Origin of the sequence: Thermus sediminis, assembly GCF_003426945.1 — a bacterium.
GTDB lineage: Bacteria > Deinococcota > Deinococci > Deinococcales > Thermaceae > Thermus > Thermus sediminis.
Genome location: NZ_QURO01000004.1, coordinates 1234357 through 1255436 on the forward strand (window position 1 = coordinate 1234357; position 21080 = coordinate 1255436).

Consider the following 21080-nt stretch of genomic DNA (forward strand, 5'->3'; position numbering starts at 1 on the left):
CAGCCCCCTTGGCGCCTAACCTAGGCTAGAAGTCCATGTCCCCGCTCGAGGCCGGGGTCGGCGTAGACTCCTTCTTCTCGGGCTTCTCCGCCACCACCGCCTCGGTGGTGAGGATGAGGGAGCCGATGGAGGCGGCATTCTGTAGGGCGGAACGGGTCACCTTGGCGGGGTCCACGATGCCCGCCTCCACCATGTCCGTGAAGTCGCCCGCGGCGGCGTCAAAGCCGTAGCGGGGGTTCTTGGTCTCGGAGAGGATCTTCTGCACGACGATGGAGCCCTCGTAGCCGGCGTTCTCGGCGATCAGGCGCGTGGGCTCCTCCAAGGCCCGGCGCACGATCCTGGCCCCGGTGGCCTCGTCGCCCTCCAGCTTCTTCAGGAGCTCCTCCACCGCCCCGATGGCCCGCAGGAGGGCCACGCCGCCCCCAGGTACGATCCCCTCCTCCACCGCGGCCCGGGTGGCGGAAAGGGCGTCCTCAAAGCGGTGCTTCTTCTCCTTGAGCTCAGTCTCGGTGGCGGCCCCCACCCGGATCACGGCCACGCCGCCCGCCAGCTTGGCCAGGCGCTCCTGGAGCTTCTCCTTGGCGTACTCCGAATCGGTGGTCTCCAGCTCCTTCTTGATGCCGTTGATCCGGGCCTCGATGTCCTCCTTCTTGCCCTTGCCGCCCACGATGGTGGTCTCGTCCTTGGTGATGCGCACCCGCTCGGCCCGGCCCAGCATGGAGAGGGTGGCGTTCTCCAGCTTAAAGCCCAGCTCCTCGGAGATCACGGTGCCGCCGGTGACCGCAGCGATGTCCTTGAGCATCTCCTTCCTGCGGTCCCCGAAGCCGGGGGCCTTGACCGCGGCCACGCTCAGGGTGCCCCGGAGCTTGTTGACCACCAGGGTGGCCAGGGCCTCGCCCTCCACGTCCTCGGCGATGAGGAGGAGGGGCTTGCCGGTCTGGGCCACCTGCTCCAGGACGGGGAGGAGTTCGCGGACGTTGGAGACCTTCTTCTCCACGATGAGGATGAAGGCGTCCTCCAGGACCCCCTCCATGGCCTCGGGGTTGGTGACGAAGTAGGGAGAGATGTACCCCTTGTCAAACTGGTACCCCTCCACGAACTTCAGCTCGGTGTCCAGGCTCTTGGACTCCTCAACGGTGATGATCCCCTCCTTCCCCACCTTCTCCATGGCGTCGGCGATGAGCTTGCCCACGTCAGGGTCGTTGGCGGAGATCGTGGCCACCTCCTCGATGGCCTTGCGGTCCTCCACGGGGATGGCCAGGGACTTGATCTTCTCCACCGCGGCCTCCACCGCCTTCTCAATGCCCCGCTTGAGGGCCAGGGGGTTGGCCCCGGCGGCCACGTTCTTCAGGCCCTCCCGCACGATGGCCTGGGCCAAGACGGTGGCGGTGGTGGTGCCGTCCCCGGCCACGTCGTTGGTCTTGGAGGCCACCTCCTTGAGGAGCTGGGCCCCGATGTTCTCCAGGTGGTTCTCCAGCTCGATCTCCTTGGCCACCGTCACCCCGTCTTTGGTGATGGAGGGGGAGCCGAACTTCTTCTCCAGGACCACGTTCCGGCCCCTGGGGCCCAGGGTCACCTTCACCGCATCAGCCACCGCGTTGACGCCTCGCTCCAAAGCCCGGCGCGCCGCCTCGTCAAAGACCAGAATCTTCGCCATGCCGCACCTCCTTTAGGAAAGGACCGCCAAGAGGTCCCGCTCGGAGAGGATCACGTACTCCTCGCCGTCGATCTCGATCTCCGTGCCGCCGTACTTGGCGAAGACCACGGTGTCCCCCTCCTTGACCTCGAGGGGCACCCGCTGCCCGTTCTCCAGGATGCGGCCCGTGCCCACGGCGATGACCTGGCCCTTCTGGGGCTTCTCCTTGGCCGTGTCGGGAAGCACGATGCCGCCCTTGGTCTTGGGCTCCTCCTCGATCCGTTTCACCACCACGCGGTCGCCTAGGGGCTTGATCACCGTCTTCACCTCCGCAGCCATACGCACTCCCTCCTTTGACACTCAAACGGCTAGAGTGTCAAACCAAGGGTCATTATTCCGGCTTGGCCCCCTTTTGTCAAGGGGGTTGAGGGGGATCTTGTGAGGATCGCTGGCGTAGGGCCTCGTAGAGGAGGAGGGCGGCGCTCACGGAAACGTTGAGGCTGTCGGCCTGCCCCCGCATGGGGATCCGCACCCGGGCGTGGGCCCGCACGAGCCAGGCCTCAGGGAGACCCTGGTCCTCGGCCCCCAGGAGGAAGGCCACGCCCTTTTTGTAGTCCTCCTCCCAGTAGACCCTCTCCCCCCGGGGGGTGGCGGCCACCAGGGGGAGGCCCTGCGCCTCTAGGAAGCGGGCCGCTTCCTCCTCGGAGGTGGGGAAGACGGGGAGGCCGAAGACCACCCCCGTGGCGTTGCGGATGGCCTGGGGGCTATAGAGGTCCACCCCCTCGGCCACCAGGACCAGGTCCACCCCCGCCCCGTCGGCGGAGCGGAGGATGGCCCCCAGGTTTCCCGGTTTCTCCAGGCCCAGGAGGACCAGGACCAGGGGGTCTTTGGGGAGGCGGACCTGGGCGAGGTCCTTTTGGGGAATGGGGAAGACCCCGATGAGCTGGGCGGGGTTTTCCCGGCTGGAGACCCGCTCCAAAGCGGCCTGGGAAAGGAGGAGCACCTCCTTGCCCTCCGTGAGGAGGCGCTCCTCGAGGCCCGCCCTGGGCCCCAGGAGGAGGACAAGGGGCTCTAGGCCCGCCCTCAAGGCCCTTTCCACCTCCCGCCTCCCCTCCACCAGGAAGAGGCCCGTGCGCTCCCGCTCCTTCCGCTCCTTTAGGGCGGCCAAGGCCTTGACCTTAGGGTTCCTAGGGCTAGCGATCCCCACGGCCCTCCGCCAGCTTGACCTGGAAGTCCGTCACCTTTGCGCCGGTGAGCTCTAGCTCCAGGCGCTCCACCTGGGGGAACTCCTCCAGGAGCCGGGAGGCCCTGAGGACGATCTCCCGGTAAGGGGCGGATTCCAGGTGGCCCTCCAAGGGCTTCAGGAACTCCCGGGCATCCCTCTCCGTAAGGGGGGTGAGGCGGAGGCCCAGGGCCTGCTCCCCCAACGGGGTGGGCAGGAGGAGGGTGAGGACGGGGCCGAAGAGGGGGTGAGGGGCAGCGGTGAGGCGGAGGCGCAGGCCTTCCCCCTCCCCCAGGGGCAGGCCGAAGGCCAGGAGGAGGGCCCGGCCTTCCTCGGGGCTCAGGGCCTTCTTCCCCTCCAGGAGTTTCCTCGCCTTTTCCACCTGCAGGTTGGGGAAGTCGGGGAAGAGGAGGGGCTCCTCCCGCCACCTGTGGTAGCCCCAGGCCCGGCTCAGGGCAAGGGCCGCGGACTCGGGGAAGCGGTAGAGGACCGCCCGGGCCATGAGCCTGACCCTTGGCTCCTCCTGCCCCATGAGGCAGGCCAGGAGGAGCTTCTGGCCTTGGGCCTCCTGGATCAGGGCCAAGACCTCTTCCTCCCCAGCGAAGCCCATGGGGACGAAGAGGAGGAAGACGCTGCCCGCTTCGCTCCCCAAGGCCTCCTCCAGGGCCTTTTGGAAGGCCTCGGCCCGGGCCTCGGAGCCCAGGTCCACGTGCTCCACCTCCATGCCCCCCTCCTTGAGGGCCTCGAGGGCCAGGTTGGAGGGGCCGGAAGCGTTGGAGATGAGGCGCACTCGCCCGTTTTCCGGGAGGCGGCCCAAGGAGAGAAGGGCGGCCACGTCCAGCGCCTCCTCCAGGCTTCCCACCCGCACCACCCCCGCCTGGGCGAAGAGGGCCCGCACCAGGGGGTCACGGGAGGGGTGGACGGCCAGGATGGGTTTCTTCTTGCCCACCCTCCGGGCCAGGCGGGAGAAGCGCCTGGGATTGCCGAAGCTCTCCAGGTAGAGGAGGATGACCCCGGTGGCCTCGTCCTCCTCCCAAAGCTGCAGGAGGTCGTTGGAGGAGATGTCCGCCTTGGCCCCCAAGGAGACGAAGGCGGAGACCCCGAGCCCCATGGCCTCGGCGTAGGCCAGAACCGCCCGGCCCAGGGTGCCCGACTGGCTGGAGATGGCCAGGGGTCCTGGCTTGGGCAGGGGAACCAGGCCCGCCGCCAGGCGGGAGGCGGCGTGGGCTAGGCCCAGGGAGCCCGAGCCCAAGAGGCGCATGCCAAGCCGCCTGGCCTTGTCCGCCAGGGCCCTGGCCTCTTGGGGGGTGAAGCCCGCGGTGAGGACGATAGCCCCCCGCACCCCCCGGCGGCCACAGGCCTCGAGGGCCTCCAGCACCCGCTCCTTGGGCACGGCGATCACCGCCAGGTCCACGGGGCCAGGGATGCGCTCCAGATTGGGGTAGGCCAGGAGGGGGCCCACCGTCCCCCCCTCCTGGCCGATGGCCTCGTTCACTGGGAAGACCGGGCCCTGGAAGCGGCCGAAGATGAGGTTCTCTAGGACGCGGTAGCCGATGCTCTCCGGGTCGCGGCTCGCCCCTACCACGGCCACCCCCTTGGGGAAGAAGAAGGGGTGGAGGCTAGCAATGGTGGAGACCTTCTCCCGCCACTCGAAGCGCCGGGCCGCCTCCTCCTCCATGAGGATCTCAAACTCCACCTCCACCTCCCCCCCCTCCCGGTGGGCCTTGACGCGGAAGCCGCTTTCCATAAAGACGTTCAGCATAGGCCGATTTTCCGCCAAGGTGAAGGCCTGGAAGCGGCGGATCCCCCTCTTGGCGGCGACGAGGGCAAGCCTTTCCAAAAGGAGGGTGCCAAGGCCCTTCCCCTGGTAGGCGTCCTCCACGAGGAAGGCCACCTCGGCGGTGTCCTGGCCCCTAACCCGCACGTACTCCCCCGTGGCCACCAGCCGGGACGGGTCCCCGGCCAGGACGATGAGGGTCACCTTCTCCTCGTCGGGCTTGGCGGAGAGGAGGAGCTCCGCTGCCCTCTCCGGGGAGATGGGGGAGAAGAAGCGCATGCGCAAGGAGGCCGGGGAAAGCCGCCTAAGGAACTCCACGAAGAGGGGGAGGTCCTTCCTCAAGGCCCGGCGGAGGAGGGCGGTGCGCCCGTCCTTGAGGAGGACGGGGCCCTCCTCGAGGCCGTGCTGGGGGGTGGGGGGCGGGACGTAGCCCATGCCCTCATTTTCCCCCAAAGGGCTCGTGCCCCCGCACCACCTTAAGCCGCACCCCGGCCGCCGCGAGGAGCCCCCGGTAGCGGAGGGCCCGCTCCAGGGCGGGGGGCTTGCCGTGGACGGGCCTTCCCCTCTCCCCGGGGAAGAGGAAGTAGCCCTCGGGGAGGAGGATCAAAAGCCCCTCCCGGGCGCGGCGCGCCCCCCTAAGCGCCGCCTTGAGGAAGGCCTCCTCCGCCGCCTGGGTCAGGAGGACGTAGGTGCTCCCCCAGGGGGCGGGGGGTGGGAGGAGGGGCGTGGGGCTTGGGGCGAGGCGGGCGAGAAGCTCCAGGGCCCGCCTCAGGTGGGCCTTCCCCCGGCCCAGGGGCAGGACCGCCCCGGCGGAAAGCCCGTACCGTTCCCCCCTCCTTTCCGCCTCCAGGAGGAGGGCGAGGGCGAGGCTCGCCGCGTGGTCTAGGTAGCTCGGGTGGAGGCTCTCTGCGTCCAGGTGGAGGAAGAGGCCGCCCTCCAGCCTCCTTTCCACCTCCCGCACCACGGGGCGCCCCAAGCGGAGGCTCGCCTTGCGGGCGAGGAGCCTTAAAGGGTCCCCGGGGCGGTAGGGGCGGAGGCCCACCGCTTCCAGGGGGTCGGGAAGCCCCCGTGGGGCCCGCCTCCCCTCCAGGAAGAAGGCGGGGGCGGGAAGGAGGGGGGGAAGGGGCCTTAGGGCGGGGTAGACCAGGGCCTCCCCCAGGGGAAGGGCGAGCCGCCTCTCCCCGAGGCCGAGGACCCCCCGCGCCCGGAGGTGGAGGGTGGGCAAGGCGTGCGCCCCCCGGCGGCGGTAGCGGTAGGGGAGGGAAAGGCCTAGCCTCGCCCTCCCCCAGGTGAGGGCCAGGACCTCCCTGGGAGCCAGGCCCAGGGCCGCCGAGCCTCCCACCTCCGCCCGGAGGAGGACGGGGAGGGGGGCGTGGACCTCCACCTCCACCCGCCCCTCCCCCGTCCTCCCGGGAAAGCCCGGGGGGAACCCGTGGGCCTGGGCCTTCGCCCGAAGCCAGCGGGGGGCCAAGGCCAGGGCGAGGAGAAGGAGGAGGGCGAGGGCTCCCATCTACCCCGCCTCCACCGGGGCCGGCACCGCCTCCAGGGCCTCCTCCACCAGGCCTTCCGAGGTGAGGCCGGAAAGCTCGGCCTCGAGGGCGAGCAAGAGCCGGTGGGGGATGGCGGCCCGGAAGGCGGCCTTCAGGTCCTCGGGCAGGGCGAAGCCCCGCCCCTCCAGGAGGGCCAGGGCCTGGGCCAGGCGCTCCACCTGGAGAAGCGCCCGGGGCGAGGGGCCAAGCCGCACCCCCTCCCGCTTTCGGAGGAAGCGGGCGAGGGCGAGGAGGTAGTCGGTGAGCTCCTCCTCCACCCGCACCCGCCGCGCCTCCCGCCTCAGGGCCAGGACCTCCTCGGCGTCCGTGACCGGGGCCAGGCCCTCCAGGGGGTCTTGGGCCCTCAGGGCCTCTAGAAGGGCCTTCTCGTCGGGGTAGCCCAGGGCAAGCCGCGCGGCGAAGCGGTCCCGTTGGGCCACGGGGAGGGGAAAGGTGCCCTCCTCCTCCACGGGGTTCTGGGTGGCCAGGACGAAGAAGGGCTCGGGGAGGGGGTGGGTTTTCCCCTCCAGGGTCACCTGGCCCTCCCCCATGGCCTCCAGGAGGGCCGACTGGGTGCGGGGGGTGGCCCGGTTCAGCTCGTCCACCAGGAGGACCTGGGCGAAGAGGGGGCCCCGCTCCCAGACCAGGTTCCCCTCCCGGTAGAGGTAGACCCCGGTGAGGTCCTGGGGGAGGAGGTCCGGGGTCATTTGGATCCGGCCGAAGGAGAGGCCCAGGACCCGGGCCAGGGCCTTGGCGAAGGTGGTCTTCCCCGTGCCTGGCACGTCCTCCAGAAGGAGGTGCCCCCTGGAGAGGAGGGCGGCGAGGGAAAGCCTCAGGGTCTCCTCCCGGAGGAGGACCCGGCCCCTTAGGGCGCTTTGGACCTTTTCGTAGAACATAGCTCCAGGATACGCAGGGCGAGAGCCTCCGCCTCTTCAGCTTCCTCCGCCTCGGCCCTCCCCCCGTAGCGCACGGGGAGGTAGAGGGCGGTGAGGCGGGCGAGGGGAGGATGGGCCTCGGGTAAGGCCGCCCCCACCCGCTTCTCGTACTCCACAGGGCCTTCGGCTAGGCGCCGGGGGAGCCCGGCCGCCTTTAGGGCCTCGAGGGCCTCCAGGTAGGCCCGGCGCACCCGGCTTGCGGGGAGGGACCTTTGCGGAGCCCTAGGGGAGGGGGAAGCCGCTTCCCCGCCCTTCCCTTCCTCCCCTCCCCGTCCCCGCCAGGCCCAGGCCAAGAGGGCGAGGAGGAGGGCCAGGGTAAAGAGGGCGGAAAGCCCCGCCAAGGCCATCCCCACCTCCCCCAGGGCCCTGGGCCCGGGCACCCTCTCCACGGGGCCCTGGGAAGGGGGCAGGGGCGGGGGTGGGCCCACCCCCTGGCTCCCGGCCCCCTCCCCGCCCCCCAGGCTTCCCAGGAGGAAGAAGAGGCCCAGGAGAAGGGGCAGGGCCAGGAGGAGAGGGAGGAGGTGGAGGCCCCGGAAGAGGGGAGGTCCCCTTCTTGGGCCCAGGAGGAGAAGCCCCAGGGCTAGGAGAAGGACCAGGGCGAGGGGGAGGGCGTAGGCCAGGAGGCGGTCCACCACCCCCACCCAGAGGGGAAAGCCCCCCTCCGGGGGCAGGTAGGCCACGCCTCCCCCGGCCCCTCCGTCCTCCCCGGGGCCCGCCCGGAAGGGAGGCGGGACGGGGGCGGGAAGCGGGGGTTCAGGGAGGCCCGGCGGGGAAAGGTGGCCAAGCCCAAACCCCAAAGCGGCGAGGAGAAGGGGAAGAAAGGGCCCCAAGGAGCCCACCCCTTCCGACCGGGCCAGGAGGTGGAACCCGTGGAGGAGGCCCAAGAGGCCGAGGCCCCAAGGCCCCAGGTAGAGGGCGAGGGGGAGGAGCCAAAGGGCCGCCCAGAGGCCCTTCTCCCGGCTTAGGTAGAGGCCGAAGAGGAGAAGGGCTAAGGAGGTCTTGGCCCAAAGGAGGGGCCAGCCCGCTTCGGGGGCGTGGAGGAAGCCCGGCAGGAAGGCGAGCCACAAGAACCCCTCCGGATAAAACCTCCGGCCGAGGAGGAGGAGGGGAGGGCCGAGAAGGGCGGGGGGCTTGACCCCTAGGACCCAAAGGAGGAGGGTCCAGGCCACAAGGAAACAGGCTAGGCGGTAGAACAAGCCGAGCCTATTGGGGGCAAACCTTCTGTCCAAGCCCAGGTGAAGAAACACGATTGTTACATTGTTACATAGGCATATAGGGACAATCCTTCACGTCCATCCCGCAACCTTGCGGCAAGACGGCACCCTTTTGCGCTACAGCTCCGAGGACAGCAGCTCCGAGAACAAAAATCGAAACCCAAACGGCTTTGCGCATTGCGCGTTTAGGAAATCGCAATCAAAGGGAATAGCAAAGAGAGTCGTGTCAAGAGTTTTGTGTAAGGGTCTGTGTACGGGGGGCATACCGCTCCTGAAGCATCTTCTCCAGCGTCTCCCTCGCCTCAAGGTAGCTCCGCTGACCCGAGAACCCCTTGAGCCGCAAGATGTTCGCTTCGCGAAGCAGCCGCTCCGCCCACCTCCCCTCTTGCCTTTCCGACTCCAAGTAAAGAAGCTTGTACACCGCCGCCTCGTTGGGAAACTTGTGGGCAAGATAGGCCTTCGGCCTGACCCCGCACCTTCGTTCCCCGCCGCACCTCCCGGATAAACCGCTCCATCAGATTGGTGCTCCGCAAGTACGGCCAAAGGACCTTGGGGTACCCATAGAAGCGCAAGAACGCCCCCGAGTCCTGCACCCACAGCCCCACCACCCCCGGGTACCGCGAACCCCAGGCTTCCCTCAGCCCCTCAAGAGCCCAGAGCGCCTCCTCCCGGCCCTCCGCCCCGTACGCCCGCCTCAGGTCCTCGGCCAACAGGGCCCGGTCCCGCGCCCGCACCTGGGACAGGCTCCATCGCAACCCGTGCACCACGCACCGCTGCCACTCCGCCTGTGGGTAGACCCTCTGGATGGCCTCGGGAAGCCCGGGTAGCCCGTCGGTGACGAAGAGCAGGACTCGCCGCGAGCCCCGCTGCCAGAGCTCCCCCAAGACCCCCTCCCACCCTAAGGCGCTCTCCGCCGGCAACAGCCAGAATCCCAGGACCCGCCTCTCCCCACCAGGGGCGATCCCCAAAGCCACGTAGACGGTTTCCCGTACGATCCCCTCTCCGTCCCTAAGGACCTTGAGGGAAAGCCCGTCCAGGTAGACGAAGGCCATCTCCTCGGGCAAAAGCCGCCTGCGGAAAGCTTCCACCGCTCCCAAGACCTCGTCCGTCAAGGCGCTCAAGGTCTCGTGGGAGTAGCGGTGGCCCAAGAGCAGGCGCATCCCCTCGGCCGCTTTACGCTGGCTGACCCCGGCGGCATAAAGGGCCACGGCCACTGGAACGTAGCCTTCGGCTGACCTCCCACGTCCACGGGGCGGCGGGCGTAGGGTTTGAGGAAGGCGGGGTGGTACCGGCCTTCCCGATCCCTAGGGACCCGCAGGTCCACCTGGCCGAAGGCGGTCTCCAGCCTCCTGGGGTAGTAGCCGTTCTTGCGGCCTCCGTGGGCCTGGAGGAACGCCGTCCGGTCCAACTCCAGGACTGTTTGTAGGACTTCGGCTACCGTTTCCCGCACCGCTTCCCTCAGCAGGCTCCGCAAGGTATCCCGGTCCATGGGGCACCTCCTCCTTCCAAGGTGTGCCCCCCTATTAAACACGGACCCTTACACAGAATTCCTTACACGACCGCAAAGAGGGGTAAACTACGATTCATGCTTCGCCTGGACACCCGTTTCCTCAAGGACTTTCCCGAGGCCCTAAGCCGGCACGCCCCTCTCCTAGAGGAAGCCCGGGAGCGCCTCCTCGCCAAGCGCAAGGCCCCCGGGAGCATGCTGGGTTGGATGGACCTTCCCGAGGACACCGAAACCCTGAGGGAGATCCGCCGCTACCGGGAGGCGAACCCTTGGGTGGAGGACTTCGTCCTCTTGGGCATTGGGGGAAGCGCCCTTGGGCCCAAGGCCCTCGAGGCCGCCTTCGGGGAGGGGGTGCGCTTCCACTACGTGGACCACGCCGAGCCCGAGCCCGTCCTAAAGCTCCTCCGTGCCCTGGACCCCAGGAAGACCCTGGTCAACGTGGTCTCCAAGTCGGGCTCCACCCCCGAGACCCTGGCGGCCCTCCTGGTCTTCCTGGACTGGTTAAAGGGGGCCTTCGGGGAGGGCTGGCGCCGCCACCTGGTGGCCACCACCGATCCCCAGGAGGGCCCCCTCAGGGCCTTCGCCCAGCGGGAGGGCCTCAGGAGCTTCTCCATCCCCAAGGAGGTGGGAGGGCGGTTCTCCGTCCTCTCCCCGGTGGGCCTCCTGCCCCTGGCCTTCGCCGGGGTGGACCTCGAGGCCCTCCTCATGGGGGCCCGCAAGGCCAACGAGACCGCTCTGGCCCCGGTGGAGGAGAGCCTTCCCCTAAAGACCGCCCTCCTCCTGCACCTCCACCGCCACCTGCCCATCCACGTCTTCATGGTCTACTCGGAAAGGCTCAGGCACCTTCCCGCCTGGTTCGTCCAGCTCCACGACGAGTCCTTGGGCAAGCGGGACCGGGAGGGGAGGCGGGTGGGCACCACCGCCCTGCCCGCCTTGGGCCCCCAGGACCAGCACGCCCAGGTGCAGCTCTTCCGGGAAGGGCCCTTGGACAAGCTCATCGCCCTGGTGGTGCCCGAAGGGGCCACGGAGGACCTCCCCCTGCCCCGGGCGGAGGGCCTCGAGGCCCTCTCCTACCTCTTTGGCAAGACCCTCTTTGGGCTCCTCAGGGCCGAGGCCGAGGCCACCTACCAGGCCTTGGCCGAGGGGGGGCAGCGGGTCTACGCCCTCTACCTCCCCGAGGTCTCCCCCTACGCCGTGGGCTGGCTCCTCCAGCACCTCATGTGGCAGACCGCCTTTTTGGGGGAGCTTTGGGGTGTGAACGCCTTTGACCAGCCCGGGGTGGAGCTAGGCAAGAGGCTCACCCGGGTTTTCTTGGATGGAAGCGTGGAAATGGGCCCGTGATATCCTGAACCGGAGGAGGCGGCCATGCAGAGCCTAGAAAGCGTCGGTATCAAGCCGCAAAGGCAGGTCTTCTGGAACACGGTCTCCCCTGTGTTGGTGGAGCACACCCTGGCCCGGGGAGAGGGGTTTTTGGCCCACAGGGGGCCCTTGGTGGTGGACACCACCCCCTACACGGGGAGAAGCCCCAAGGACAAGTTCATAGTCCGGGAGCCGGAGGTGGAGGGGGAGATCTGGTGGGGCGAGGTGAACCAGCCCTTCCCCCCGGAGGCCTTCCAGGCCCTTTACGAGCGGGTGGCCGCCTACCTCTCCGGCCGGGACCTCTACGTCCAGGACCTCTACGCCGGGGCCGACCCCCGCCACCGCCTAGCGGTGCGGGTGGTCACGGAAAGCCCCTGGCACGCCCTCTTCGCTCGCAACATGTTCCTCCCGCCCCGCCGCTTCGCCGAGGACGACGAGATAGAGCGCTTCGCCCCCGGCTTCACCGTCGTCCACGCTCCCTACTTTCAGGCAGAGCCCGAGCGGGACGGGACCCGGAGCGAGGTCTTCGTGGGCGTCAGCTTTGCCAGGCGCCTGGTCCTCATCGTGGGCACCAGGTACGCGGGGGAGATCAAGAAGAGCATCTTCACCGTGATGAACTACCTCATGCCCAAGCGGGGGGTCTTCCCCATGCACGCCTCGGCCAACGTGGGGAGGGAGGGGGACGTAGCCCTCTTCTTCGGCCTCTCCGGCACGGGCAAGACCACTCTTTCCACCGACCCCGACCGCCCCCTGATCGGGGACGACGAACACGGCTGGAGCGAGGAGGGGGTCTTCAACTTTGAGGGGGGATGCTACGCCAAGGTCATCCGCCTCTCCTCGGAGTACGAGCCCCTCGTCTTCCGGGCCTCCAACCAGTTTGAGGCCATCCTGGAGAACGTGGTGGTGAACCCGGAAAGCCGCCGGGTGGAGTGGGAGGACGACACCAAGACGGAGAACACCCGCGCCTCCTACCCCATCGCCCACTTGGAGAACGTGGTGGACTCGGGAATGGCGGGCCACCCCAAGGCCATCTTCTTCCTGTCCGCCGACGCCTACGGGGTCCTGCCCCCCATCGCCCGGCTTTCCCCAGAGGAGGCCATGTACTACTTTCTCTCGGGCTACACCGCCCGGGTGGCGGGAACGGAGCGGGGGGTCACCGAGCCCAAGGCCACCTTCTCCGCTTGCTTCGGGGCCCCCTTCCTCCCCATGCACCCCGGGGTCTACGCGGGGATGCTGGGGGAGAAGATCCAGAAGCACGGGCCCAGGGTCTACCTGGTGAACACCGGCTGGACCGGAGGGCCCTACGGGGTGGGGCACCGCTTCCCCCTGCCCGTGACCCGGGCCCTCCTGAAGGCCGCCCTCACCGGGGTCCTGGACGAGGTGGCCTACCAAAAGGACCCGGTCTTCGGCTTCGAGGTGCCCCTCGAGGTCCCGGGAGTGCCCGCGGAGCTCCTGGACCCCCGGGGCACCTGGAGGGACCCGGAGGCCTATGACCGCCAAGCCCAGAGGCTGGCCCACCTCTTCCAGGAAAACTTCCAGAAGTACGCCGCAGGTGTGCCCGAGGCCGTGCGCCGGGCGGGTCCCCGGGTGGGGTAGTTTTGGGTTCCAGGGCACATTGCCCTTGCCAAATAGGCCAAGGGGGTATTAACCTGCTCCTGCAGTGGTCCCGATGGTAGGGACAAACGTACTTGATGCCCGGCCCAGCCCCTTTGGCAGAATGATGATATGAGAAAGACCCGCCTAGCCACCTTCGCCTGGGGTGTTCTCGTCTGGAACATCGTGGTAGCCCTCTTCGGGGCCTTCGTGCGGGCCACGGGCTCAGGGGCCGGGTGCGGCTCCCACTGGCCCACCTGCAACGGGGAGGTCATCCCCCGCTCCCCCGAGGTGGAGACCCTCATCGAGTTCACCCACCGGGCCACCTCGGGGCTGGCCTTTCTGGCCGCTCTCGCCTTGCTCATCTGGGCCTTCCGCGCCTTGCCCAAGGGGCACCCTGCCCGCTTCGGCGCCGCCCTTTCCATGTTCTTCATGGTCACGGAGAGCCTGGTGGGGGCCGCCTTGGTCCTCTTCGGCTGGGTGGCCCACGACATGAGCCCGGAGCGGGCCGTGGTGCACATGGTCCACCTGATCAACACCTACTTCCTCCTGGGCGCTCTGGCCCTCACCGCCTGGTGGGCCTCGGGTGGGGCGCCCCTGCGCCTTCGGGGCCAGGGGGCGGTGGGGCTGGCCCTCCTTTTGGGCTTCCTGGCCCTCCTCTTCCTGGGCATGAGCGGGGCGATCACCGCCTTGGGCGACCTTCTCTTCCCCGTGCGGAGCACCCTCGAGGCCCTGGAGCGTTCCTTGACCCCTGGGGAGCACTTCCTGGTGCGCCTCAGGGTCCTCCACCCCCTGATTGCAGTCAGCGTGGGGCTTTACGTGGTCTTCGCCGGGTACCTGGCGGCCCACCTTCGCCCCTCGTCCCACACCCGCCTCTTCGCCAACCTCCTGGCCTACGCCTACGGGGTCCAGCTCCTGGTAGGCCTGGTCAACGTGATCCTCCGGGCCCCGGTCTGGATGCAGATCCTACACCTCTTCCTGGCCTACGTCATCTGGTTCCTCTTCATCTTCCTGGCTGCCTCGGCCCTGAGCCGAGGTGTCAGGTGGGAGGAGCTGGGAGGAGGGACGAGCGAGGTCCACCGGGGCACCGGGGGGGCCACCTGGAGGGACTACCTGGCCCTCACCAAGCCCCGGGTCATTAGCCTCCTCCTCCTCACTACCCTTTTGGCCATGCTGATCGCCGCCCAGGGCTGGCCGGGCACGGGCCTCTTCCTGGTCGTAGCCCTGGGGGGGTACATGATGGCGGGGGCGGCTAACGCCATCAACATGGTGGTGGACCGGGACATCGACGCTCGCATGAAGCGCACCGCCAAGAGGCCCACGGCCACCCAGAGGATCGCAAGCCGGGACGCCCTCCTCTTCGCCTTTGCCCTGGCCCTCCTGGCCTTCCTCCTCATTTGGTGGGGGGGGAACCTCCTCGCCGCCACCCTGGCCCTCGCGGGCCTCATCTGGTACGTGCTGGTCTACACCCTCTACCTGAAGCGGCGCACCTGGCAGAACATCGTCATCGGGGGGGCGGCGGGGGCCTTTCCGCCTCTCGTGGGCTGGGTAGCGGTGACCGAGGAGCTCAGCCTCTTCGCCTGGTACCTTTTCGCCCTCATCTTCTTCTGGACCCCGGTGCACTTCTGGGCCCTGGCGCTCATGATCCAGGACGAGTACCGAGCCGCAGGGGTGCCCATGCTCCCCGTGGTCCTGGGAGAGCGGGTCACGTTGATCCAGATAGCCCTCTATGCGGTTCTCACCTCTCTTATCTCCCTCATTCCCCTCCTCCTAGGCGAGCTCGGCCTCTTGTACCTGTTCCTCAGCCTGCTCCTTAACGGCTTGCTTATCCTTAGGACCTTGGCCCTCTACCGCCACCCCGAGCGGAGGACGGCCGCTTCCCTGTATAAATACTCCATGCTCTACTTGGCCCTTCTCTTTATGGCGATGGCGGTGGATCGGGTGCTTTAGGAGGGAGTGGATGAAAAGAGGTGTGGCGGCGCTAAGTCTTTTGGGTCTAGGCCTGGCTCAGGAGGCGCACCGGGTGTTCATCAAAAACCCCGGGGGCTCCTTCAACCAGGAGGTGGCCTTCATCTGGCCCTGGGTCTACTTCTTCTCCGCCCTGGTCTTCGTGGTGGTGGCTGGGGCCTTGGCCTACGTGACCTGGAAGTTCCGGGCTAGGCCTGGACAGGAGGGGGAACCGCCCCAGATTCACGGCAACGACCGCCTCGAGGCGGTCTGGACCCTGATCCCCCTGGGCATCATCCTAGTCCTCTTCGGCCTCACGGCCAGGGCCCTCATCCAGGTGAACCAGCCCATCCCCGGGGCCATGAGGGTGGAGGTTACCGCCTACCAGTTCTGGTGGGACTTCAACTATCCGGAGCTCGGCCTCAGGAACTCCAACGAGCTCATCCTGCCTGCAGGGGTCCCAGTGGAGCTGGAGATCACCTCTAGGGACGTGATCCACTCCTTCTGGGTGCCGGGGCTTGCCGGCAAGCGGGACGCCATTCCGGGACAAAAGACCCTTCTGCGCTTCACCCCTAATGAGCCCGGGAACTACTATGGCTTCTGCGCCGAGCTCTGCGGGGCCAGCCACGCCCGTATGCTCTTCCGGGTCCTGGTGGTGCCCGAGGAGGAGTTTGAACGCTTCGTGGCAGCGGTCAGGGACTACACCCCCCCGGTGGCCGACGCCCGGGGCCAGCAGGTCTTCCAGCAGAACTGCATGGCCTGCCACGGGATCCAAGGAACCCCTCCCCCGGTCGTCTTGGGGCCGGATGTGGGCTTTATGGGCAACCGCACCTCCTTGGCTGCGGGGGTGTTGGAGAATAACCCCGAGAACATGAAGGCCTGGATCAGGGACCCAGCCAGCATAAAACCAGGGGTGGCGATGCCAGGCTTCCCTCAGCTTTCTGAGGAAGACCTGGAGGCCCTGGTCCGCTATCTGGATGGACTCCGGCTGGAAGGGATAGATTTCCGGACTCTGCCTAGGTTCTAGGAGGTTGGGAAGATGGCCATCGCCACCAAGCCAAAAACCAGTTTCTGGGCGGTCCTTTGGGACCTGCTCACCACGGTAGACCATAAGAAGATCGGCCTGATGTACACGGTCACCGCCTTCTTCGCCTTCGCCCTGGCGGGGCTCTTCTCCGTCCTCATCCGGGTGCAGCTGGCGGTGCCCAACAACACCCTCCTCACCGGTGAGCAGTACAACCAGATCCTCACCCTGCACGGGGCCACCATGCTCTTCTTCTTCATCATCCAGGCGGGGCTCACCGGCTTCGGCAACTACATGGTGCCCCTGATGCTAGGGGCCAGGGATGTGGCCCTGCCCCGGGTCAACGCCTTCAGCTATTGGGCCTTCTTGGGGGCGATCATCCTGGCCCTTATGAGCTTCTTCTTCCCCGGCGGGGCCCCTTCCGTGGGCTGGACCTTCTACTATCCCTTCTCCGCTAAGTCGGGAAGCGGGGTGGACTTCTACATGGCGGCCATCCTCCTCCTGGGCTTCTCCAGCCTCCTGGGCAACGCCAACTTCGTGGCCACCATCTACAACCTCCGGACCCAGGGGATGACCCTTTGGAAGATGCCCATCTACGTCTGGAGCGTCTTCGCCGCCAGCATCCTCAACCTCTTCAGCCTGGCCGGGCTCACCGCAGCCACGCTTCTCGTCCTCCTGGACCGGAAGATCGGCCTCACCTGGTTCAACCCCGAGATCGGTGGGGATCCCATTCTCTTCCAGCAGTTCTTCTGGTTTTACTCCCACCCCACGGTCTACGTGATGCTCCTTCCCTACTTGGGCATCCTGGCCGAGGTGGCCTCCACCTTTGCCCGGAAACCCCTCTTCGGCTACAAGCAGATGGTTTGGGCCCAGATGGGCATCGTGGTCTTGGGGACCATGGTCTGGGCCCACCACATGTTTACCGTAGGGGAGAGCACCATCTTCCAGCTGGCCTTCGCTTTCTTCACCGCCCTCATCGCCGTGCCCACGGGGGTGAAGCTCTTCAACATCATCGGCACCCTCTGGGGCGGGCACCTGCAGATGAAGACCCCCCTCTACTGGGTTTTGGGCTTCATCTTCAACTTCCTCCTGGGGGGGATCACCGGGGTCATGCTCTCCATGGTCCCCCTGGACTACCAGTTCCACGACTCCTACTTCGTGGTGGCCCACTTCCACAACGTCCTCATGGCGGGCTCGGGCTTCGGGGCCTTCGCCGGTCTTTACTACTGGTGGCCCAAGATGACGGGGCGCATGTACGACGACCGGCTGGGCCGCCTCCACTTCTGGCTCTTCCTCATCGGCTACCTGGTCACCTTCCTGCCCCAGTACGCCCTGGGCTACCTGGGCATGCCCCGGCGCTACTACACCTACAACGCCGACATCGCCGGCTGGCCCGAGCTCAACCTCATCTCCACCATCGGGGTCTTCATCCTGGCGCTGGGCGGTGTGGTCTGGATCTACGCCATGTGGAAGAGCCTGCGCTCTGGGGAGAAGGCTCCCGCCAACCCCTGGGGCGGCTACACCTTGGAGTGGCTCACCGACTCCCCACCCAAGGCCCACAACTTTGACGTGAAGCTTCCCACCGAGTTCCCCTCCGAGCGGCCCCTTTACGACTGGAAGAAGAAGGGGGTGGAACTGAAGGCTGAGGACCCCAGCCACATCCACCTCCCCAACAGCTCCTTCTGGCCCTTCTACTCCGCCGCCACCCTTTTTGCCTTCTTTGCGAGCCTGGCCGTCCTCCCCTGGCCCAACGTCTGGATGTGGCTCTTCCTGGCCCTCTTCGCCTACGGCCTGGTCCGCTGGGCCCTGGAGGACGAGTACAGCCACCCCGTGGAGCACCACACGGTCACGGGCAAGTCCAACGCCTGGATGGGGATGGCCTGGTTCATCGTCTCGGAGGTGGGCCTCTTCGCCATCCTCATCGCCGGCTACCTCTACCTGCGCCTCACTGGCGCGGCCACGCCCCCTGAGGAGCGGCCCGCCCTCTGGCTCGCCCTCCTTAACACCTTCTTCCTGGTGAGCTCCTCCTTCACCGCCCACTTCGCCCACCACGACCTCAGGCGGGGCCGTTTCAATCCCTTCCGCTTTGGCCTTCTCATCACCATCATCCTGGCGGTCCTCTTCTTCCTCTTCCAGGCGTGGGAGTTTTACGAGTTCTACAAGCACTCCTCCTGGCAGGAGAACCTCTGGACCGCAGCCTTCTTCACCATCGTGGGCCTCCACGGCCTGCACGTGGTGATCGGGGGCTTTGGGCTCATTCTCGCCTACCTCCAGGCCCTCCGGGGCAAGATCACCTTGCACAACCACGGCACCCTCGAGGCCGCCAACATGTACTGGCACCTGGTGGACGCGGTCTGGCTCTTTATCGTGGTCCTCTTCTACATCTGGTAGCGGACCTACCCAGGCCCCCTGCCTAAAGGGCGGGGGGCCTTGCTCTTGCTATTTCTTGAGGCGTGCGGCTTCTCGTGGTGGACTTTGACTACTTCTTCCCCGGGCCTCAGGACCCCCAGGACCCCCTTTTCGCCTGGGCCCACTTTGAGACCCCCTACTACCTCCTGGAGGCCTGGGAGGAGAGGGCCTTGGCCTTCCTCCTCCGGGGCCTACCCCTGCCGGAGGTGAGGGGGTGGGAGGGGTTTTGGGACCGCTTCGCCTTCGCCCCGGGGGCGGTGCTTTACTACGGGGACTCCAACGCCCTGGCCTTCCACGAGAGGGTGCGCCAGGGGGTGGAGGAGGTGGTCCTCTTTGACGCCCACCACGACGCGGGGTACCGCCCCTTGGGGGAGGTGCCCGCCTGCGACGACTGGATGGTCTTCTACCACCGGCAGGGGGCCCGCCTCCGGGCCTTTTACCCCCCCTGGCGGGACCCCGCCCAGGACCCTGAGCCCGCGGTGCCCGTGTGGCGGGGGGTGGACCCGGGGGGGAGGGTGGGGGGCACCTTCCACCGGGCCTTCCTCTGCCGCTCCGGGGCCTTCGTCCCCCCCTGGAACGATGGGGCCTTCCTGGCCTTTCTGGAGGCCTGCCCTCTCCCCAAGGTGGCCCTAGAGCCCACCCCGAGGAGGGCTTTGGACCTCGAGGCCCTGGGGCGCCGGGCCCAGGAGGAGGCCTTGGGGCTTTGGATCCTCGAGGGCCTCAGGGGATGAGGACCAAGGCGCCCCTAGTTCCGCCCCGCCTCAAGGCTTCCAGGGCCCGCTCCGCCTCCTCCAGGCGAAGGACCTCTACCTCTGCCCTAAGAGGGACCTGGGGGGCCACCGCCAAAAAGGCCCGGGCGTCCTCCCGGGTGAGGTTGGCCACGGAGCGCAGAACCCGCTCCTCCCAAAGGAGGCGGTAGGGCATCTCCGGGATGGGGCTCATGTGGATTCCCGCCAGGACCGCCACCCCTCCGGGCTCGAGGTCGGCCAGGGCCTTGGGCACCAGGGCCCCCACGGGGGCGAAGAGGATGGCCCCCTCCAGGGGCTCCGGGGGGGTTTCCGTGGAGTCCCCTGCCCAGGCCGCTCCGAGCTCCAGGGCGAAGGCCTTGGCCGCCTCGTCCCCTGGGCGCACGAAGGCGTAGACCCGCTTGCCCTCGTGCCGAGCCACCTGGAGGAGGAGGTGGGCCGCGGCCCCGAAGCCGTAGAAGCCCAGGACCTTCCGGTCCCGCACCAGGCGGTAGGCCCGGTAGCCGATGAGCCCGGCGCAGAGCCAAGGGGCCAGGCCCTCGGGGGGAAGGCCCTCGGGGAGGGGATAGGCGTAGTCCGCCCGGACCGAGGTGTACTCCGCAAACCCCCCGTCCCGGTGGTAGCCGGTGAAGACCGCCTCTCGGCAGAGGTTCTCCTGGCCCCTCTGGCAGTACTTGCAGCGCCCGCAGGCCCCTCCCAGCCATCCCACCCCGAGCCTGGCCTCCAGGGGGATGCCCTCCACCCCCTCCCCCAGGGCCGCCACCCGGCCCACGATCTGGTGGCCCGGCGCGAGGGGAAGCCTGGGCGGGGGGAGCTCCCCGTCGGCGATGTGCTGGTCGGTGCGGCACACCCCGCAGGCCTCCACCCGCAGGAGGACCTCCCCGGGGCCGGGGGTGGGGACGGGGCAGTCCTCCAGGACGAGGGGCCTGCCCACCTCCTGCAAGACCATGGCCCGCATGCCCCTATTTTATTTTCCCCGGGACCGCCACCGGAGGTACCAGATCCCTACCCCCACCAGGAGGTAGGGTACGGGAGCCAGGAGCCAAACCCCCCACCAGCCTGGGCCCAGGTCGGTGAGGTGGGTTTCCGTGTGGTGGGCCAGGGCCAGGCTAAGGCCCGCCCAGGAAGAGGCGCCGCACCGTAGCCACATACTGCCCCTCCGGAAGCAGGATAGCCACCAAGGCCAAGAGCAAGAGGGGTGGCAGAAGGATGGCGTAGACCAGCCCTACCCGTTCAAAGCGCAGATGCATGAAGTAGGCCACGATAAGCCTCGCCTTCAGCAAGGCAAAAGCGGTGATGAGGAAGCGCCTTAGGCCAATGGGTTCTACCTTGAAGTAGTCCAGGAGGTAGGAGAGGGCGCTGAGGACGAAGAGAAGGCCCCAGACCGCAAGGTAGACGCCGATGGGCTGGTGCTGCTCGCCCCCAGGGACCTCACTCCACGGTTCACCTCCTAAAAAAGGTAGAAGAAGGCGAAGATGAGGACCCAGACTAGGTCCACGAAGTGCCAGTAGAGCCCCGCCACCTCCACGCCCACGTAGCTACCCGCCCGGTCGTACACCCCCTTGAGGACCCTCGAGGCCACCGCCAGCAGGTAAATCACCCCCGCGGTCACGTGCAGACCGTGGAAGCCGGTGAGCATGAAGAAGGACGAGCCGAACTGGGGGGCCCCCATGGGGTTACCCCAGGGCCGGAAGCCCAGGTCGCGGATCAGGTGGGTCCACTCGTAGGCCTGCATGCCCACAAAGGTGAGGCCTAGGAGGGCGGTGAGGAGGAGGAAGAGGGCGGTATACCCCTTGCGGCGGTGGTAGGCGTGGTACACGCCGATGGCCATGGTGCCGCTGGAGCTGATGAGGATCACGGTCATGATGGCGATGAGGAGGAGGGGGAACTCTCTTTCCCCGATGTGCAGGGCGAAGACCTTGCTAGGGTCGGGCCAGGGCTCGGTGGCGGCCAGCCGGGCCGCAGCGTACCCGGCGAGGAAGCAGCCGAAGATAAAGCTGTCGGAGACAAGGAAGATCCACATCATGGCCTTGGCCCAGACCACCCGGAAGGTGGCTAGATCCCCGCTCCACTCCCCCACTAAGCGGGCCAAGAAGCCGGGTTGGCTTAGGCCTTTTTCTTTCATACATGCCCACCCCCTTAACTCCAAAGCAGAAGGGCGAGGAGGAGAAGCCAGATACCC

The 21080-nt window shown here is 67.7% G+C and carries 16 protein-coding genes and 1 pseudogene; 6 read left to right on the top strand and 11 right to left on the bottom strand.

Annotated features, from left to right (window positions below; all coding sequences use genetic code 11):
* Positions 1-25: 25 nt before the first annotated feature.
* The 8 genes and pseudogenes from groL to ATI37_RS07275 form a co-directional block, all read right to left on the bottom strand.
* On the bottom strand, positions 26-1657 hold the full coding sequence (gene groL / locus ATI37_RS07240) for a chaperonin GroEL (RefSeq protein WP_117237773.1): 1632 nt from the start codon (positions 1655-1657) through the stop codon (positions 26-28).
* Between the two features lie 12 nt (positions 1658-1669).
* Positions 1670-1975 carry a co-chaperone GroES gene (gene groES / locus ATI37_RS07245; RefSeq protein WP_117237774.1) on the bottom strand — a complete coding sequence of 102 codons (306 nt, stop codon included), beginning with the start codon at positions 1973-1975 and terminating at the stop codon, positions 1670-1672.
* A 76-nt stretch (positions 1976-2051) separates the two neighbouring features.
* A complete protein-coding gene (locus tag ATI37_RS07250; protein WP_117237775.1) occupies positions 2052-2843 on the bottom strand; it encodes a TrmH family RNA methyltransferase in 792 nt (263 codons plus the stop codon).
* Positions 2830-5070 (bottom strand): GNAT family N-acetyltransferase, encoded by a 2241-nt coding sequence (locus ATI37_RS07255; protein ID WP_117237776.1) that lies wholly within the window; start codon positions 5068-5070, stop codon positions 2830-2832. The genes ATI37_RS07250 and ATI37_RS07255 overlap by 14 nt, the downstream gene beginning before the upstream one ends.
* Positions 5071-5074: 4 nt before the next feature.
* On the bottom strand, positions 5075-6145 hold the full coding sequence (locus ATI37_RS07260) for a DUF58 domain-containing protein (RefSeq protein ID WP_117237777.1): 1071 nt from the start codon (positions 6143-6145) through the stop codon (positions 5075-5077).
* Complete coding sequence (locus ATI37_RS07265) at positions 6146-7060, bottom strand: AAA family ATPase (RefSeq protein ID WP_117237778.1); 915 nt, start codon at positions 7058-7060, stop codon at positions 6146-6148.
* Positions 7030-8268 (bottom strand): DUF4129 domain-containing protein, encoded by a 1239-nt coding sequence (locus ATI37_RS07270; protein WP_232822464.1) that lies wholly within the window; start codon positions 8266-8268, stop codon positions 7030-7032. The genes ATI37_RS07265 and ATI37_RS07270 overlap by 31 nt, the downstream gene beginning before the upstream one ends.
* Positions 8269-8539: 271 nt before the next feature.
* A pseudogene (locus ATI37_RS07275) lies at positions 8540-9844 on the bottom strand (IS256 family transposase).
* A gap of 54 nt (positions 9845-9898) precedes the next feature.
* Between ATI37_RS07275 and pgi the strand changes: the two are divergent.
* The 6 genes from pgi to ATI37_RS07305 all read left to right on the top strand — a co-directional run bounded on the left by pgi (position 9899) and on the right by ATI37_RS07305 (position 18883).
* Positions 9899-11161, top strand: coding sequence for a glucose-6-phosphate isomerase (pgi, locus tag ATI37_RS07280; protein ID WP_117237780.1), 1263 nt, complete (start codon positions 9899-9901; stop codon positions 11159-11161).
* A gap of 24 nt (positions 11162-11185) precedes the next feature.
* A complete protein-coding gene (pckA, locus tag ATI37_RS07285; protein WP_117237781.1) occupies positions 11186-12775 on the top strand; it encodes a phosphoenolpyruvate carboxykinase (ATP) in 1590 nt (529 codons plus the stop codon).
* 129 nt (positions 12776-12904) lie between these two features.
* The gene (locus ATI37_RS07290; RefSeq protein ID WP_117237782.1) at positions 12905-14722 is read left to right on the top strand and encodes a heme o synthase; all 1818 of its coding nucleotides are present in this window, start codon (positions 12905-12907) and stop codon (positions 14720-14722) included.
* Positions 14723-14732: 10 nt separating this feature from the next.
* On the top strand, positions 14733-15746 hold the full coding sequence (coxB, locus tag ATI37_RS07295; RefSeq protein ID WP_117237783.1) for a cytochrome c oxidase subunit II: 1014 nt from the start codon (positions 14733-14735) through the stop codon (positions 15744-15746).
* 12 nt (positions 15747-15758) lie between these two features.
* Complete coding sequence (ctaD, locus tag ATI37_RS07300) at positions 15759-18134, top strand: cytochrome c oxidase subunit I (RefSeq protein ID WP_117237784.1); 2376 nt, start codon at positions 15759-15761, stop codon at positions 18132-18134.
* Between the two features lie 62 nt (positions 18135-18196).
* On the top strand, positions 18197-18883 hold the full coding sequence (locus ATI37_RS07305) for a hypothetical protein (protein ID WP_117237785.1): 687 nt from the start codon (positions 18197-18199) through the stop codon (positions 18881-18883).
* On the opposite strand, the gene ATI37_RS07310 is transcribed toward ATI37_RS07305, so the two are convergent.
* From ATI37_RS07310 to ATI37_RS07325, 3 genes are all read right to left on the bottom strand, one after another.
* Positions 18873-19856, bottom strand: coding sequence for a zinc-dependent alcohol dehydrogenase family protein (locus tag ATI37_RS07310; protein ID WP_117237786.1), 984 nt, complete (start codon positions 19854-19856; stop codon positions 18873-18875). The two genes, ATI37_RS07305 and ATI37_RS07310, sit on opposite strands and share 11 nt — an antisense overlap.
* Positions 19857-20007: 151 nt before the next feature.
* Positions 20008-20406 carry a cytochrome C oxidase subunit IV family protein gene (locus ATI37_RS12085; protein WP_332871163.1) on the bottom strand — a complete coding sequence of 133 codons (399 nt, stop codon included), beginning with the start codon at positions 20404-20406 and terminating at the stop codon, positions 20008-20010.
* Positions 20349-21023, bottom strand: a complete 675-nt coding sequence (locus ATI37_RS07325) for a cytochrome c oxidase subunit 3 (RefSeq protein WP_117237789.1) — start codon at positions 21021-21023, stop codon at positions 20349-20351. Before ATI37_RS07325 ends, ATI37_RS12085 begins: the two co-directional genes overlap by 58 nt.
* Between the last annotated feature and the right edge of the window lie 57 nt (positions 21024-21080).